Annotated in this window: 8 protein-coding genes and 3 pseudogenes; 6 read left to right on the top strand and 5 right to left on the bottom strand. The window is 57.0% G+C overall.

Translation table 11 applies throughout. The features are described 5' to 3' along the window. The first annotated feature begins 176 nt into the window (after positions 1 to 176). Entirely contained in the window at positions 177 to 1,289 is a 1,113-nt protein-coding gene (locus JNO11_RS10310) for an oxidoreductase (protein WP_207253766.1), read from the top strand. 5 nt (positions 1,290 to 1,294) lie between these two features. On the opposite strand, the gene JNO11_RS10315 is transcribed toward JNO11_RS10310, so the two are convergent. From JNO11_RS10315 to JNO11_RS10330, 5 genes are all read right to left on the bottom strand, one after another. Further along, complete coding sequence (locus JNO11_RS10315; RefSeq protein WP_029519092.1) at positions 1,295 to 2,191, bottom strand: LysR family transcriptional regulator; 897 nt, start codon at positions 2,189 to 2,191, stop codon at positions 1,295 to 1,297. 191 nt (positions 2,192 to 2,382) lie between these two features. Continuing rightward, positions 2,383 to 3,114: a YoaK family protein gene (locus tag JNO11_RS10320; protein ID WP_250327539.1), complete on the bottom strand. Its 732-nt coding sequence runs from the start codon at positions 3,112 to 3,114 to the stop codon at positions 2,383 to 2,385. A gap of 151 nt (positions 3,115 to 3,265) precedes the next feature. After that, positions 3,266 to 4,789, bottom strand: a complete 1,524-nt coding sequence (locus tag JNO11_RS10325) for a methyl-accepting chemotaxis protein (protein ID WP_346267497.1) — start codon at positions 4,787 to 4,789, stop codon at positions 3,266 to 3,268. A 209-nt stretch (positions 4,790 to 4,998) separates the two neighbouring features. Then, entirely contained in the window at positions 4,999 to 5,400 is a 402-nt protein-coding gene (locus JNO11_RS24800; protein ID WP_346267489.1) for a glucose PTS transporter subunit EIIB, read from the bottom strand. Further along, positions 5,291 to 6,586: a PTS transporter subunit EIIC gene (locus JNO11_RS10330; protein WP_346267490.1), complete on the bottom strand. Its 1,296-nt coding sequence runs from the start codon at positions 6,584 to 6,586 to the stop codon at positions 5,291 to 5,293. Before JNO11_RS10330 ends, JNO11_RS24800 begins: the two co-directional genes overlap by 110 nt. Before the next feature lie 261 nt (positions 6,587 to 6,847). Here JNO11_RS10330 and JNO11_RS10335 point away from each other — a divergent pair. The 5 genes and pseudogenes from JNO11_RS10335 (at position 6,848) to pdeR (ending at position 15,901) form a co-directional block, all read left to right on the top strand. Next, positions 6,848 to 9,153, top strand: a pseudogene (locus JNO11_RS10335) (FdhF/YdeP family oxidoreductase). A gap of 111 nt (positions 9,154 to 9,264) precedes the next feature. Next, positions 9,265 to 11,199 carry an exoribonuclease II gene (locus JNO11_RS10340; RefSeq protein WP_172608358.1) on the top strand — a complete coding sequence of 645 codons (1,935 nt, stop codon included), beginning with the start codon at positions 9,265 to 9,267 and terminating at the stop codon, positions 11,197 to 11,199. Positions 11,200 to 11,400: 201 nt separating this feature from the next. Beyond that, positions 11,401 to 13,471: pseudogene (locus tag JNO11_RS10345) on the top strand (carbon starvation CstA family protein). Continuing rightward, positions 13,464 to 13,754, top strand: a complete 291-nt coding sequence (locus JNO11_RS10350; RefSeq protein ID WP_325177278.1) for a CstA-like transporter-associated (seleno)protein — start codon at positions 13,464 to 13,466, stop codon at positions 13,752 to 13,754. Before JNO11_RS10345 ends, JNO11_RS10350 begins: the two are co-directional and overlap by 8 nt. A gap of 160 nt (positions 13,755 to 13,914) precedes the next feature. Beyond that, a pseudogene (gene pdeR / locus JNO11_RS10355) lies at positions 13,915 to 15,901 on the top strand (cyclic di-GMP phosphodiesterase). The last annotated feature ends 4 nt before the right edge of the window (positions 15,902 to 15,905 follow it).

Below are 15,905 nucleotides of genomic sequence, written 5' to 3' on the forward strand. Positions count from 1 at the left end.
CGCCTCGCCCTTCCTGCCTGATTTCGCTGCCGTTATACCGTAACGCTATTAATTATCACCGATCAATCTTTTGCCCCGGACTGGCCATCAGCGACGATAAGCCTGCCCTTCGGTTTATGCACATTTTCAGATTCTGCCGCCTGCATACCGAACCCGAATTTGCAAAAGGATTGATCATGGAACAACGCCGCTATCCGGGCCATAACCACTGGTTTTACGAGAGCCAGACCAGTCCACGTACCTCACAGGCCGCACCGCTGGTGCCCGAGGCCGCCCATATCGATGACCGTTTTTTGCTGGGATGTTACGCCGATGACAACGTGGTGCAGTCACTGCTGCGCACCAATCAGCCCGCCCTGCTGGCGGCGCGCGATCTGGCACAGCTGCTGTTCCCCGACCGCGTCGTCACCACACTCACGCATACCTTAACGCTTTACGATCGCCTCAGCACGGCGCTGACGGTGGCGCAGGTGGCGGGTGTACAGCGGCTGTGTAATCACTACTCTGCCCGCCTCAATCCGTTGCCCGGGCCCGACTCCTCACGTGAAAGTAATAATCGCCTCACCCAGATTACGCAGTATGCACGCCAGCTGGCGATGCAGCCTGAGCTGATCAGCGCCAGCGCAATCACTGCCCTGGATGCAGTCGGCCTGACAGAGCCCGATATTGTGACGCTGAATCAGGTGATCGGCTTTGTCAGTTATCAGGCGCGGGTGGTCGCCGGTTTACAGGCGCTGCAGGCACAGCCGGTACGCTGGCTGCCCGGCAGCACTGCACCACCCGATGCAGAGGCCACAGGTTTTGATCATCCTGCCCGCTGGCAGCCGGTGCTGAAACCGCTGGAGTTGCGGTATGCCAGTGCTGAGCAGCTCGCTGCCATTACCCGCTGTCAGTCGCTGCCGGGAATGCAGGACGCGGTATGGCTGCTGGCACACGATCCCTCAGTGCTCTATGGCTGGGCGCAACTGCGTCAGCATCTTACTCAGGACAATACTCTGGCTGAAGCGACGGCCGCCCGTATTCTGGGCAGTCGCTGGGCGTTCCGGCTGCTGGCCGGAAATGAGATCTTAATTGAGGGCGTGGATGACGCGGCGGCAAAAGAGGAAGAGCAGCAGATTATTGCGCTGGCGGCGCAGCTGACCCGTTCGCCAGAGCGTTTCAGCGCGGCCCATCTGCAGCCGCTAATGGAGGCGGGCTGGGAAGCTGATGCGCTGTTCGCGCTGATACAGAGCGTGGCGATAGGCAACTGGAACAGCCGCCTGTTTTACGCCCTGGGCGAATCGCAGTAACCGCGTTAAACCGGCAGCAGACCGCGCGCTTCGTCGAAAAAGTGCTGTGCAAGCGGTGTGGCACGGCCAGGCTCAGCGATGACCAGCGCCGCCTGGCGCGCCATCGGCGGCAGCGTAATAGCGCGCTGCTGCAGCCCCTGTAATGAAGCGGATAGGAGATGACCGACCGGCGACACCAGCAGCCCGAGACCGACCTGCGCGCATTGCATCAGTTGCATGACAGAGGCGCTCTCTACGATCACCCGGGGTACCAGCGCCGCCTCGCGAAAAGCCATATCAAGATAACGCCGGAAATAACGCGTCGGCTCCGCCAGGCAGAGCGGCTGTTGTGCCACTTCATCAAGCGTCAGCGCGGTTTCCCCCACCAGCTCAGGGAAATGGTCGGGATGGAATATGGCTTCAACGCCCCGATCTGCCAGCATCTCGGTCTGAAAATGGAGTTCACGCAGGGTTGCCATCTCGAAAAAACCGATCCCGACATCCACGGTGTGGCTGTTGAGCGCTTCCAGCAACTGGTCAGCACTGAGTACCGCAATGCGATAGTCGAGCTGAGGATAACGCGCCTGCACCGCTTTCAGCAGCAGCGGCAGTGCCATGCTGCACTGCGGCACCACGCCAACCCGCAGCGTACCGTTCACCCCATGTTTCAGCGATTCCACTTCCAGCTTCAGCCCCTGATAGACCGAAACGATTTCCCGCGCCCACGCCAGCACACGGTCGCCCTCTGGGGTAAATCCGGCAAAGTTATTGCTGCGGTTAATCAGCGGCAGGCCCAGCTCGCGCTCAAGATTTTTCAGGCGCATAGAGAGGGTTGGCTGCGTAACAAAACTGGCTTCCGCGGCCCGCCCGAAATGGCGTTCACGTTCCAGGTTACACAAGTAAATGAGTTGTTTAATGTCGATGTTAATTATCCATCAGCAGGTTGAAGGCTGTTCGCATTACTGTCTCGTTCGCAGGATCAACCAGAGTATAAGGCTGAATGTTACCCCGCGCAGGCTCGGATGTTTTAACCGCACGGTTCATTTGCACAGGCGGATCGATGAAATCAACACTACGCGCCGCCCTGGTTTACGCATCAGTGAGGGTAGCGCACTTAAATCATCGCGCCCTGTTGTTTTGCTGGCTTAGTAAAGATGGCATTCAGCGCCAGACAGATTAACCCGAACCCTACTGGCAGCAGGAAATCGTAGCTAAGCAGCCGGTAAAGCCCGATTCCGGCTATCCCTCCTGCAAGGAAAGAAAGCAGGGTCAGACAGTGCAGTCGCAGCCGGCTCAGATAGAGCGGCGCCTCTTTCGGTGACGCTGTGCGCCGCAGCACCTCAAACAGCATTGCCAGCTCAATCCCGATATCGGTCGCCGTGCCGGAGATATGGGTAGTGCGAACGCGGGCATTGGAGATCCGCGTCACCACCGCATTCTGCAGCCCCATTAAAAAGCTCAGGCTCATGATTAACACTACACCAGGCGACTGCGGCGGAAAGTGATTTTCAATCACCCCCAGTGCAATCAGCGCGCCGCCCTCAATCAGGATGACAAAGGCATAGATGGTGCGGATATTTCTGCGGTGCCCGGCATTAATGATCAGCGTTGAAAACAGGGAACCCGCAATAAACAGAAGAACGATCGACAAAAAAAACAGGCCAGGCCCCAGATTCGCTTTTGCCAGATGATCGGACAGCAGCGAGACATTACCGGTCATGTTGGCTGAAAAAAAACCGACGATCTCAAAGGCTGCGGTATTCAGTGCGCCTGCGGCAGCGGCAAGCGTACAGGCCAGTCGGGTATCCGCGCTGTTGCTACGGGCACTTTCCGTGCTGATTAGCATGACCACCCCATATTTACTGGAAAGCCTTATAATCCGCCGATTAGCCCTGCGCCACAAGGCACTGCATCAAACTCTCCCTTCTCTGTCGGGCATTACTCAGCATCGGGGCTCCGGACTCCGCGCTGCATAAACTCAGCGCGGAGAGCCCTGATTAACTGTTTGCCAAACGGAAGGTAGAGACCGACTGTGTCAGATACTGCACCTGCTCTTCCAGCGAGGCAGATGCCGCGGCAGACTCCTGCACCAGCGCCGAGTTCTGCTGTGTGACGCTGTCCATCTCGGTAACCGCCTGCTCAATCTGACCGATACCGCGACTCTGTTCATCAGAAGCGGTTGAGATGTGCTCCATCAGCAGATTCACGCGGCTGACAGAGGAGATAATGGCGCTCATCGCCTCACCGGTCCGGCTGACCTGATCGGAACCGGCGTGGATGATCGAAACAGATTCCGCAATCAGCCCCTCAATCTCTTTGGCTGCGGTAGCGCTGCGCTGGGCCAGATTACGGACTTCCCCTGCCACCACCGCAAAACCGCGACCCTGTTCACCCGCCCTGGCGGCTTCCACTGCCGCGTTCAGCGCCAGAATATTGGTCTGGAAGGCGATGCTGTCGATCACGGTGGTGATCTCCTCGATCTTCTTCGAGCTGGCATTAATCAGCGCCATCGATGTCACCACTTCCTGCGAGACCTTTTCGCCGCTTTCCGCGTTTTTCACCGCTTCACTGGTCAGGCGGCAGGCTTCAAAGACGTTTTCAGTGTTCTGTTTCACCGTTGCGCCCAGCTGCTCCATGCTGGCAGCGGTTTCCGTCAGCGCGGCAGCCTGCTGTTCGGTTCGCGAGGCGAGATCGATGTTGCCCGCCGCAATCTCCTGAGAGGCGGTGGAGACTGAGCGGGTTGAATCGCGCACCTGGAGAATAATGGCAGTCAGCGCGCTGCGCATCTGCTCCAGCGAGCCCATCAGCAACTGAATTTCACTGCGCGAACCGGCTTTGACCGGCACCGTGGTATCCAGGACGCCCGCCGCAATCAGCTTGCAGTGTTCCTGCGCATCATTGATCGGCGAAAGCACATAGCGCTTCATGAAGATGTAAATGGCGACGATGATGGCGAAAAACAGCACCCCAAACAGCCCCAGCAGGGTAATGCCGGAGGTAAAGTGACTCTGTGCATCGCTGTTAAGCTTTTTGGCATAGGTTTCATGCTGAGCCAGCACCCGGTCCAGAATGATTTCATACTGACGATCAAGGCGAACCACGGTGGCGATCTGATTTTTAAAGCGCACCTGATCGTGTGCCTCTGCCGCCTCAATCAACGGCTGTAAACCCTGCTGACGATAGGCCTGATAAGCCTGGCTATAGGCGTCGGCTTCCGCCTCTTCGCCCGGCAGACGCGGCGCATTCATATAGGCCTGAAATGCAGCATCCGCTTTGCTGGCCACGGTCCGAACGCTGTCCAGCGTGGCGGGATTATTTGCGTCACTGCCCTCAATCTCCTTCATGTACTCCATCAGACGCACACGCAGCGTGCGGCTGTGGTTGATTGGGTCAATCACCGAGAGCACCACGCGGATCTCTTTGTTAACCGCATTCAGCGAGTGATTGCTCTGAATTAGCAGCCAGGTACTGATTGCCACGCTGGTAAGAAACAGCGCCAGCAGGAAGGAGAAGATAATCAGGGAGGATTTTTTTTAACGACATCGCGGTGTTCCGAAAAGTAAGAGGATTAGTCGCTATATCGGCAGAAAGGTACGCCCCATTAGGGCTGGGCTTTTTTTTAGTTACAATAAGCGGGACGGCAGCGGGCGGAGCGCCTCCGGGAACAGGCGCTAACCGCCCACGGGCGTCGGGCGGTTAGCGTTGTGACGAAGAGTGAGACAGGCTGCCGTTAAGCGACGCCCAGCGCCATTTTTACCTCGTTGGCGATCTTCTCGACCTGCGGGCCGTAGATCACCTGAATGTCGTGCTCGCTGACGCGATTGACCCCGTTGGCACCGGTGCTCATCAGCGTCTGATCGACCACCTGATTCATCTCTTTGACCCGCACGCGCAGCCGGGTAAAGCAGCAATCGACATCCTCGATATTGGCCTGCCCGCCCAGCCCGCTGATAATGACCTGAGTTCGTTCATCCGCAGCGACCTGTTGCGGTTTCTCATCCTCCGATTCACGGCCCGGCGTTTCAACATTCATCCGGGTGATCACCAGCCGGAAAGCGTAGTAGTAGATCGGCGCATAGATCACGCCCAGCGCCAGCGTCCACCACCAGTGGGTTTTTGCTCCACCCAGCATGCCGAACACCACCAGGTCGATAACACCGCCCTGCACGTTGCCAATCATCAGATGCAGCATCGACATCAGCATAAACGACAGGCCGGTCAGGAAAGCGTGCAGCAGATAGAGCACCGGCGAGACAAAGATAAAGCAGAACTCCAGCGGTTCGGTGATGCCGGTGGTGAAGGAGGTCAGCGCCCCCCGCCATGACCAGTGCTTTGACCCGCTGTTTATGCTCGGGTCGGGCGGTGTGATAGATCGCCAGCGCCGCGGCGGGCAGGCCGAACATCATCACCGGAATCTTGCCCTGCGCCAGAAACTGCGTGGCGGTGCGCAGCGTCTCATCGGGGATCGATCCCGGATGAGTCAATGACGCGTTGAAGATGTTCAGTGCACCAACAACGGTCTGACCATCGACCACCGCCATGCCGCCAATAGGCGTGAAACGCACGGTTTCGTTAAGGATGTGATGCAGGCCGGTGGGGATCAGGATGCGCTCAAAGGCCCCCAGCAGAAAAGCGCCATACTGCCCGCTTTTGCCAATCATCTGTCCAATCCAGGCGATACCGTCGCCAATGGTCGGCCAGATCAGCGCCAGCAATACCCCAATCAGTGGCAGACAGACCACGGTCACAATCGGCACAAAACGCCGTCCGCCAAAGAAGCTGATCGCGGTAGGTAATTGCTGGGTATAAAAGCGATTGTGCAGCGCCACCGTTACCAGTCCGGCAATCACCCCGCCCAGTACGCTCATGTTGTAGGTAAAGACGCCCAGCATGTTGATATATTCCGCCGAGGTCATCATGGCGGTGGTCTGATCCATCCCCGCCTGCTGCAGGGCTGCAGGTGTGGTGGTGGCGGCGGTGATCCCCTTGGCCGCCAGCGTCGCGCTGATACCAACGTTCATCACGATATAGCCAATCACCGCGGCAAAGGCGGCGGTAGGTTTTTCCGCTTTCGCCAGTCCGATGGTACTCGCTACCGCAAAGAAGACCGGCAGATTAGCGAATAGCGCTCCGGCAACCTTGCGAATAAAGCCGATAATTAACTGCGGCACCTGCATCTGCGCAAAGGCATCGCCGGTGACCGCCGGGTTCTGCATGGCCGCCGCCAGCCCAAGGAAGATACCTGCGGCAGCGATGACCGAGATTGGCATCATCAACGCTTTGCCAAATGCATGGATCTGGCTGGTCAGCTGTTTCATGGAGTCGTGCCCTCTCTGATTGTGAACAGCAAGTATTAGCCTGTTGTCGGGAGAACTCCCGTTATCAGCAGGTTAAAGGCGGGTAAAATCTGACCAGCATCACATTTCTGGCTTATGCACGATAAACGCCAGCTATCGCACCATTAAGTCAATCAATTAGACAAGGTATGAGGATAGCTGCAGACTTCCTTTCACCATCAGGATATAACCTGATAACAAACACCAAACAATAATTCCTACTATAAAAAGCCTGCACTCAATATGAAATTTAAACGCCAAATCAAACCCTATCGCGCGGCAGCGGGCGGCTGGGGTTCACTGGAAGCCACCACGCGTTTCGTTCTTGACAGCAAAGCGGCCCTGAAAAATATGCGCAACCTGATGCGCATGAACAAAGCACGCGGTTTTGACTGTCCAGGCTGCGCCTGGGGTGATGACAATAAAAGTACCTTCAGCTTCTGCGAGAATGGCGCCAAAGCGGTGACCTGGGAAGCGACACGCCGGATGGTCGACACCGACTTTTTCGCCAAACACAGCGTAACCACGCTCTATACTCAGAGTGACTACTTCCTGGAGTATCAGGGACGTCTGACTCATCCGCTGCGCTACAACGCGGAAACCGACCACTACGAGCCCATCAGCTGGGATGATGCGTTTGCGCTGATCGCGCAGCACATCAAGGCGATGGATCATCCGGATCAGATGGAGCTTTACACCTCCGGTCGCGCCAGCAATGAAGCCTCCTGGCTCTATCAGCTGTTTGGTCGCCTGATGGGGACCAATAACTTCCCTGACTGCTCCAATATGTGCCACGAAGCCAGCGGCACCGGCCTGAAGCGCAGCATTGGCGTCGGTAAAGGCACCATTCGTCTGGATGATTTCGACCACGCAGATGCCATTTTTGTCTTCGGTCAGAATCCCGGCACTAACCATCCGCGTATGCTGCACAGCCTGCGTCACGCTGCCGATCACGGTGCGAAAATCGTCACCTTTAATACCCTGCGTGAACGCGGTCTGGAACGTTTTGCCGATCCGCAGAAACCGCTGGAAGTGGTGACTTCGAAAGCGGGCAACATCAGCTCCTCCTATTACCAGCCGAACCTGGGCGGTGATATGGCAGCGGTGCGCGGCATGGTGAAATCCCTGCTGGAAACCCACCGCGCGCGTCTGGCGGCTGGCGAAAGCGGCCTGTTCGATCAGACCTTTATCAATGCTAAAACCAACGGCATTGAGGCGTATCTCGACGCCGTGGATAACACCAGCTGGATGCAGATTGTGGCGCAGTCGGGCCTGACGCAGGCGCAGATCCGTGAAGCCGCGGCGATCTACCAGAGCGCTGACCGGGTGATCTGTACCTGGGCGATGGGTATCACCCAGCACAAACACTCTGTCGACACGGTGCGCGAGATCACCAACCTGCAGTTGCTGTTTGGCCAGCTGGGTAAAAAAAGGCGCAGGCCTCTGCCCGGTTCGTGGTCACAGTAATGTGCAGGGCAACCGCACCATGGGCATCGATGAGAAACCGGCGAAAGCCTTCCTGGATGCGCTGGGGAATCATTTCAATTTCGAGCCCCCCGCGTGCGGCAGGCCACAACACCGTGGAAGCGCTGAACGCCATGCTGCGTGATGAAGTGAAAGTGCTGATCGCGCTGGGTGGCAACCTTGCGGCGGCCGCACCCGACTCACCGCGCACCGAAGAGGCGATGTCACGCTGTGGTCTGACCGTGCATATCAGCACCAAACTGAACCGCAGCCATCTGGTGCCGGGTCACGATGGGCTGATTCTGCCGACGCTGGGCCGCACCGAGCGCGATCTGCAGGCCACCGGCAATCAGTTTATTACCGTGGAAGACTCTTTCAGCATGGTGCACGCCTCTGAAGGGATCGGTATTCCGCTGGCGGAAACACAGCGTTCAGAGACCTGGATTGTTGCCGGTATCGCTGAGGCGGTGCTGGGTGATGAAAAAGTGAAATGGCGCGAGCTGGCGGGTGATTATAACCTGATCCGTGAGCATATCGCCGCGACGATCCCGGGCTTTGCCGACTTTAACGCCAAATGTGACATCCCGGGCGGTTTCTATCTGGGCAACGCAGCAGCCGAGTTGCGCTTCTATACCCCGAGCCAGAAAGCGGAATTTAACGCCTCAGCGCTGCCGACCTCACTGTTCCCGAATCTTGATCAGGACGTGCCTTTTACCCTGCAGACACTGCGTTCGCACGACCAGTACAACACCACCATTTACGGCCTCGATGACCGTTACCGTGGCGTGTTTGGTCAGCGTGAAGTGGTGTTCATCAACCCGGACGATATGGCAGACCTGGGCTTTACCGAAGGCCAGAATGTCGATATCGAAACGCTGTGGAATGATGGCATTACCCGTCGCGTCAGCGGATTCAAACTGGTTCCCTACAATATTCCGCGCGGTAACCTGGCTGCCTATTATCCGGAAACCAACCCGCTGGTGCCGCTGAACAGCTTTGGTGATGACAGTGGTACACCGACCTCTAAATCGGTGCCGGTGAAGCTGGAACTTTCTGAGGCACTGGCCGATCAGCGCATCGCCTGACAGCCCTTCACTCCCCCCTAAAAAGCCGGCTCGTCCGGCTTTTTGCCTTGCCGCGCGACGTCGATTCGCGTAAAACTGTCAGCCGCAATCAGCCAACGAAACGTAAAAATTATGTTCCAGGATAACCCGCTGCTCGCGCAGCTGAAAGAGAAGCTCCATTCGCAAACGCCTCGTGCTGAAGGCGTCGTAAAAGGCACTGAAAAAGGCTTCGGCTTTCTGGAAGTCGATGCGCAAAAAAGTTACTTCATTCCACCACCGCAGATGAAGAAAGTGATGCACGGCGATCGCATCACCGCCGTGATCCACAGCGATAAAGATCGCGAAAGCGCTGAGCCGGAAACCCTGGTTGAGCCGTTCCTGAGCCGCTTTGTTGGCCGGGTACAGAAGAAAGACGATCGCCTGTCTATTGTGCCGGATCATCCCCTGCTGAAGGATGCGATCCAGTGTCGCCCTGCGCGCGATGTCAGCCATGAGTTTGAAAATGGTGACTGGGCCGTGGCGGAGATGCGTCGCCATCCGCTAAAAGGCGATCGCGGCTTTTATGCCGAACTCACCGATTTTATTGTCAAAGCTGATGACCATCTGGCGCCGTGGTGGGTGACGCTGTCGCGTCATAACCTTGAGCGTGAAGCGCCCGATGTCAGTTTTGGCGAGATGCTGGATGAAAATCTGACGCGTGAAGATCTGACCGCGCTGGATTTCGTTACCATCGACAGCGCCAGCACCCAGGATATGGATGATGCGCTCTTTGTGGAGTCCCTGGACGATGGCGCCCTGCGTCTGACCATCGCTATCGCCGACCCTACCGCCTATGTGCCGGAAGGCAGTCAGCTCGATAAGCTGGCGGCGCAGCGTGCGTTTACCAACTACCTGCCGGGCTTTAACATTCCGATGCTGCCGCGCGAACTCTCTGATGATGTCTGCTCGCTGCGCCCCAATGTGCGCCGTCCGGCCCTGGCCTGCCGCGTGACCGTGGCAGCCGATGGCAGTTTAGGTGATGACGTTGAGTTCTTTGCCGCGTGGATCGAATCCAAAGCCAAGCTGGCGTATGACGACGTCTCTGACTGGCTGGAAAACAGCGGCGCATGGCAGCCGGAAAGTGAGGCGATTGCTGAACAGATTCGCCTGCTGCATCGCCTCTGCCTGGCGCGCAGCGAGTGGCGTCAGACTCACGCGCTGGTGTTTAAAGATCGCCCGGATTACCGCTTCCTGCTGGGTGAAAAAGGTGAAGTGCTGGAGATTGTGGCTGAACCGCGCCGCATCGCTAACCGCATTGTCGAAGAGTCTATGATTCTGGCCAACGTCTGCGCGGCGAAAGTGCTGCGTGACCGTCTCGGTTTTGGTATCTACAACGTCCATGCCGGTTTCGATGCCACCAATGCTGAACAGGCCGCGGCCGTGCTGGCCAACCATGGTATTACCGTGGATGCGCAGGCGATCACCACGCTGGAAGGTTTCCGCGTGCTGCGTCGTGAGCTTGATGCCCAGCCGACCCAGTTCCTCGACAGCCGGATCCGTCGCTTCCAGACCTTCGCTGAGATCAGCACCGAGCCTGGCCCGCACTTTGGCCTGGGACTTGAGGCTTACGCCACATGGACCTCACCGATTCGTAAGTTCGGTGACATGGTCAACCATCGTCTGCTGAAAGCGATTATTCGCGGTGAGCAGATCGCTCGTCCGGATGATGCGCTGACGGTGACGATGAGTGAGCGCCGCCGCCTGAACCGCATGGCGGAACGTGATGTTGGCGACTGGCTCTACGCCCGTTATCTGGCGCCGTTTGCAGCAACCGACCGTCGCTTCAGCGCCGAGATTATCGATGTGTCACGTGGTGGCATGCGTGTTCGCCTGCTGGAGTTTGGCGCGGTCGCCTTTATCCCGGCGCCGTTCATTCACGCGGTGCGTGATGAGCTGGTCTGCAGCCAGGAAAATGGCAGCGTTCAGATCAAAGGCGAAGTGGTTTACCGTGTGACCGATGTGATTGATGTCACTATCGCCGAAGTCCGCATGGAAACCCGCAGCGTCGTGGCGCGTCCCGCCGTCTGAGTAGTGATGTTCTGAGCAGTCAATCGGGCGGGATAACTCCGGTTATCCCGCCTGTTTCCGCCCCGCCCGCATTGCAAAAAAGTTAAATTTGTACCCCGCTTCACACTTCTCCACTGATTAACTTTCACTTACATTCCATTACATTAAGTTTGACTCGTTGTTTTCGATCGCTTTCCTCTCGGTCCTCACAAGGAGTTAGTCATGAAAAACGTCAAAACCAGTGCGATCTGGTTAGTGGTGGCGTTAATCGGCGCGGGCGCTTTCGCCATGCTGGCCCTCAGCCGCGGCGAACACGTCAACGCAGTCTGGCTGGTGATAGCCGCTGTCGCCTGTTACAGCATCGCTTATCGCTTCTACAGCCTGTTTATCGCCCGCAATATTTTCGAACTGGACGACCGCCGGATGACGCCTGCCGAGCGGCTGAGCGACGGGCTCGATTATGTCCCGACCAATAAATGGGTGCTGTTTGGCCACCACTTCGCGGCTATAGCCGGTGCCGGCCCGCTGGTGGGTCCGATTCTGGCGGCGCAGATGGGCTTTCTGCCGGGCACCATCTGGATCCTGGTCGGGGTGATGCTGGCGGGTGCGGTACAGGATTTCCTGATCCTGTTTATCTCAACCCGTCGTGATGGCCGTTCACTGGGCGAGATGGCACGACAGGAGCTGGGTGCGTTTGCCGGTGTGGTAACCATGCTCGGCGCGCTGGGCGTCATGATCATTATCCTGTCGGCGCTGGCGCTGGTGGTGGTCAAGGCGCTGGCGAACAGTCCGTGGGGACTGTTTACCATCGCGGCCACCATTCCGATTGCGCTGTTTATGGGCGTCTACATGCGCTTTATCCGGCCCGGTAAAATCGCCGAAGTTTCACTGATTGGCTTTGTGCTGATGATGGCGGCGATTATCTATGGTGGTGACGTAGCCCAGCATCCTTACTGGGGGGCCCTTCTTTACCCTGAAAGGCACCTCACTGACCTGGGTGCTGGTGATCTACGGCTTTATTGCCTCCGTGCTGCCGGTCTGGCTGCTGCTGGCTCCGCGTGACTACCTTTCGACCTTTCTTAAAATCGGCGTGATTGTCGGGCTGGCGGTGGGGATTGTCTTTGCCATGCCAGAGATGAAAATGCCGGCGGTCACCAAATTTATCGACGGTACCGGCCCGGTCTTCTCCGGCGCGATGTTCCCGTTCCTGTTTATTACTATTGCCTGCGGCGCCATCTCCGGCTTCCATGCGCTGGTCTCCAGCGGCACCACGCCAAAACTGGTGGAGCGGGAAAGTCATATCCGCTTTATTGGCTATGGCGCGATGCTGATGGAATCCTTTGTGGCGATCATGGCGCTGATTTGTGCCTCGGTACTCGATCCGGGCGTCTACTTTGCCATGAACTCCCCGGCTGCGCTGATTGGTACCACCGTTGAAAGCGCCTCTCAGGTGATCAACGGCTGGGGCTTTGTCGTCACGCCGGAAATGCTGAGCGGCATCGCCCGTGACGTGGGTGAAGGCTCGATCCTGTCCCGCGCAGGCGGCGCGCCAACCTTCGCGGTGGGAATGGCCCACATCATTACCGAGATCTTTAACAGCCGGGCGATGATGGCGTTCTGGTATCACTTCGCCATCCTGTTTGAAGCGCTGTTCATTCTGACGGCGGTCGATGCCGGTACCCGCGCCTGCCGCTTTATGGTGCAGGATCTGGCAGGCACCGTGGTGCCTTCAATGGCGAATAACCGCTCCTGGCTGGGCAATATGGCCGGCACGACCGTGGCGGTGGCGGGCTGGGGCTTCTTTGTCTATCAGGGCGTGGTCGATCCGCTCGGCGGCATTAACACTCTGTGGCCACTGTTTGGTATCGGCAATCAGATGCTGGCGTCCATGGCGCTGATCCTCGGCACCGTTGTGCTGTTCAAAATGAAAAAGCAGCGTTACGCCTGGGTGACTATCCTGCCAACTGTCTGGCTGTTTATCACCTCGATGACCGCAGGCTGGCAGAAAATCTTCCATGAAAAACCGTCGATTGGCTTCCTGGCGCAGGCGAATAAGTTCCGCAAAGGGCTGGATGAAGGCGTGATCATCGCCCCGGCAAAAAGCGTGGCGGATATGCAGACCATCGTCTTCAGCAATCAGATTAACGCGGCCCTGTGCGCCTTCTTTATGCTGGTGGCGGTCACGATGCTGATCTCTGCGTTCTTTGTCATTCGCCGGGCGCTGCGCAGCGATCTTCCTACTACGCATGAGTCCGTTGTGACGCTGCGCAACAAGGAGGTGCGTCATGTCTGATGCTATTCATCAGTCCCGGCGTCCGCAGGGAGAGTGGCAGATTATCCGCTGCCAGCCTGCCGCCGCCCCACAGCCACAGACATTCAGCTGGCGGGGATTCTGGAGCGGCCTGCAACAGTGTTTTCGCTTAATGGTCGGGGTGCAGGATTATCAAAAATATCTGCAGCATATGCGACTCCATCATCCCGATCAGGCGCCGATGAATGAGCGCGATTTCCACCGTTATTGTCTGGATGCCCGCTTCCCCAGCCAGGCAGGCAAACTGGGTAAATGTCCCTGCTGACCGCACTAAACAGCCCCGCACCGTCGGGGCTTTTTTTGTGCCATTCTTATCTGGATGGGAAAATATATTCGGTTTGCATCTTGTGCTGGCGTCAGATGATGAATACTGTTGCTAAAATAATGAGATAACGCCTGCAGAGCACTTCCCGGAGGAAGTTTCCATGACCGATGAACAAGGGCAAACGTTGTTGTACACCCTTTTCGGTACAACCAGCCCTCATTGGCGTCTGACCGCGGACAGCGATGCGTTGCATTTTGCCGAAGATGAGTCGTCACAAACTAATATCGCCCTGCCGTTAACCCCCGGCCAGGCAGCCATGATACGCGCGATGCCGGTCATCACTTCAAGCATCAATCTGACCATGACGCTGCAGGGCATTGATGTTCCGATGCATTTTGTCGGACGCAAAGTGAACCAGGCGACCTGGGCAGGAACCGCTTCTGCCTGGGGCGATACCTCAGCAGTCGCCCGCGACTTAACCCTGGGTCTTTCATTCGCCGAACAGGTGGTTTCTGAAGCCAACTCGGTGATTGTGATCCTCGATCAGCGCGGCAATATTCAGCGTTTTAACCGTCTTAGTGAAGAATATACCGGTCTGAATGAGCATGAGGTTATTGGCCGTAACGTCTTTCAGCTTTTTTATGACCAAACAGGAGGCTTCTCAGTCACGACGCAACATTGCGGGCTTCTTCCGTGACGGTAACTCCTATGAAGTAGAGCGCTGGGTTAAAACCAAAAAAGGTCAGCGACTGTTTCTGTTTCGTAATAAGTTTGTTCACAGCGGCAGTGGCAAAAATGAAATTTTCCTCATCTGTTCTGGCACCGACATAACCGAGGAGCGACGCGCCCAGGAACGCCTGCGGGTGCTGGCAAACACCGATACGGTGACCGGTTTGCCTAATCGCAACGCAATTCATCAACAGATTAGCCTGGCGCTGGAGCGATCTGAGCGCGATGAGACCGGCGTGGTCTACCTCGATCTCGATAATTTCAAAAAAGTGAACGACGCCTACGGTCATATGTTCGGCGATCAGTTACTGCAGGCGGTATCACTGGCGATTCTTAGCTGTCTGGGTAAAGACCAGACCCTGGGCCGGCTGGGTGGCGATGAGTTTGTGGTGCTGGCTGAGCACACCAGCCAGGCTGCGCTGGAGGCGATGTCCTCCCGCATTCTTGAGCGCCTGCGTCAGCCTTTCCGTATCGGACTAATCGAAGTGTACAGCGGCTGCTCTATCGGGATAGCTTTCGCGCCGCTGCATGGTGAAGATCGCGAGAGCCTTATTCGCAATGCTGACACCGCGATGTATCACGCCAAAGAGAACGGTCGTGGCAAGTTCTGTGTCTTCGCGGCAGAGATGAACCAGCGGGTCTTTGAGTACCTGTGGCTGGATACCAATCTGCGTAAAGCGCTGGAGCTGGATCACCTGCTGGTGCATTACCAGCCGAAAATCGACAGTGATGGTGAAGTCCGCAGCGCCGAAGCGCTGGTACGCTGGAACTCACCCGAGCGCGGCCTGGTCTCCCCTGCTGATTTCATTCCCTACGCCGAAGAGTCGGGACTGATTGTGCCGCTGGGACGCTGGGTCATGCTCAATGTGCTGAAACAGATTATCGTCTGGCGCCAGCAGGGCATTTTTCTGCGCGTCGCCGTCAACGTGTCGGCACGTCAGCTGATTGATCAAAGCATCTATACTGACCTGAAACAGGCACTGCATGAGGCGAATATCACCGACTGTCCTATCGATATTGAGCTCACAGAAAGCTGCCTGATAGAGAATGAAGCTGAAGCCCTGCGGCTGATGAAGCAGTTTCAGGAGCTGGGCGCACAGGTTCATCTGGATGACTTCGGCACGGGTTACTCATCGCTTTCTCAGCTCGCACGAGTGCCGATCAATGCCATCAAGCTCGACCAAAGCTTTATCCGCGATATTAATAAACAGCCCGTCTCACAATCGCTGGTACGAGCTATTGTCGCCGTCGCCAAGGCGCTCGATTTGCAGGTGATTGCAGAGGGTATTGAGACCCCGGATGAAGAGAAGTTTGTCCTTAACAGTGGTGTCGATGGGCGTCAGGGCTACTACTACGCAAAACCAATGCCCGCGGAACAGTTTGGGCATTGGCTGGCTAAGCATCCTGCCCGCGTTTAACGCT

Source organism: Pantoea sp. 1B4 (genome assembly GCF_016925765.1).
GTDB classification, from domain to species: Bacteria; Pseudomonadota; Gammaproteobacteria; order Enterobacterales; family Enterobacteriaceae; genus Pantoea; species Pantoea agglomerans.

Excerpts from the sequence above, each read along its gene's own strand:
- JNO11_RS10310 (WP_207253766.1), top strand. The coding sequence starts at position 177 with ATGGAACAACGCCGCTATCCGGGCCATAACCACTGGTTTTACGAGAGC.
- JNO11_RS10320 (WP_250327539.1), bottom strand. The coding sequence starts at position 3,114 with ATGCTAATCAGCACGGAAAGTGCCCGTAGCAACAGCGCGGATACCCGA.
- JNO11_RS24800 (WP_346267489.1), bottom strand. The coding sequence starts at position 5,400 with ATGCTGGGTGGAGCAAAAACCCACTGGTGGTGGACGCTGGCGCTGGGC.
- JNO11_RS10330 (WP_346267490.1), bottom strand. The coding sequence starts at position 6,586 with ATGAAACAGCTGACCAGCCAGATCCATGCATTTGGCAAAGCGTTGATG.
- JNO11_RS10340 (WP_172608358.1), top strand. The coding sequence starts at position 9,265 with ATGTTCCAGGATAACCCGCTGCTCGCGCAGCTGAAAGAGAAGCTCCAT.
- JNO11_RS10350 (WP_325177278.1), top strand. The coding sequence starts at position 13,464 with ATGTCTGATGCTATTCATCAGTCCCGGCGTCCGCAGGGAGAGTGGCAG.